Origin of the sequence: Paraburkholderia sp. RCC_158 (genome assembly GCF_041355255.1) — a bacterium.
GTDB lineage: Bacteria > Pseudomonadota > Gammaproteobacteria > Burkholderiales > Burkholderiaceae > Paraburkholderia > Paraburkholderia graminis.
On the sequence record NZ_JBFUPM010000082.1, the window covers coordinates 1 to 849 of the forward strand.

The 849-nt window shown below is 60.2% G+C and carries 1 protein-coding gene; it reads left to right on the plus strand.

The window, feature by feature from the left end:
- Nucleotides 1-86: 86 nt before the first annotated feature.
- A protein-coding gene (locus AB6809_RS36230) for an IS5 family transposase (protein WP_371028610.1) occupies nucleotides 87-849 on the plus strand; the annotation gives its coding sequence in 2 pieces (ribosomal slippage) (nucleotides 87-435 and nucleotides 435-849; 764 coding nt annotated over the 2 pieces). This gene is flagged as partial in the annotation.

Sequence of the window (849 nt, forward strand, 5' to 3'; positions counted from 1 at the left end):
AGAAACCCTAACAAAATGAGTCGAAGGGGCTGTTAACCCGAATCATGCTCTGTTAACCTCTTCATTGTTTCGTTGGCGAAGAGGACATGGCTAAACCAATACTCGATGACGAATTGTGGACACTGATCCAGCCGTTGCTGCCACCGCCCAAACCTCGGCGGCCCCGGTATCCCGGGCGCAAACCGTTAGACGATCGTGCCGTGCTCACGGGCATCCTGTTCGTGCTGCAGTCCGGCATCCCGTGGGAGATGCTCCCGCAGGAAATGGGCTGCGGCTCAGGCATGAGCTGCTGGCGCCGGCTGCGCGACTGGCAGCAAGCCGGAGTCTGGGACCGGTTGCACGAAGTACTGCTGGCCAGGCTGCGTGCGGCCGATCGCATCGACTGGTCACGCGTCATCGTCGATTCTTCCTCCATTCGTGCTGTGGGATCGGGTCAAAAACAGGACCTAATCCCACCGATCGCGCTCGACCTGGTTCAAAACATCACCTCGTCACCGAAGCGCAAGGTATCCCGCTCGCGCTAATCCTGACGGGCGCCAACCGTCATGACGTCACGCAACTGCTGCCGCTGATCGATGCCATTCCGCCAATTCGCGGCAAGCGTGGCCGACCTCTGTCGAAGCCGGCAATCGTGCAGGGTGACCGTGGCTACGATCACGACAAATACCGCCGACCTTTACACGCTGCTGGCATCCCGACCCAGATCGCCCGTCGTGGTGAGCCGCACGGCAGCGGCCTTGGCAAAACCCGATGGGTCGTTGAACGCACAATCGCCTGGCTGCATAACTTCAGACGCCTGCGCGTTCGCTTCGAACGCCTCGCCCTCATCCACGAAGCGTTCATGAAGAT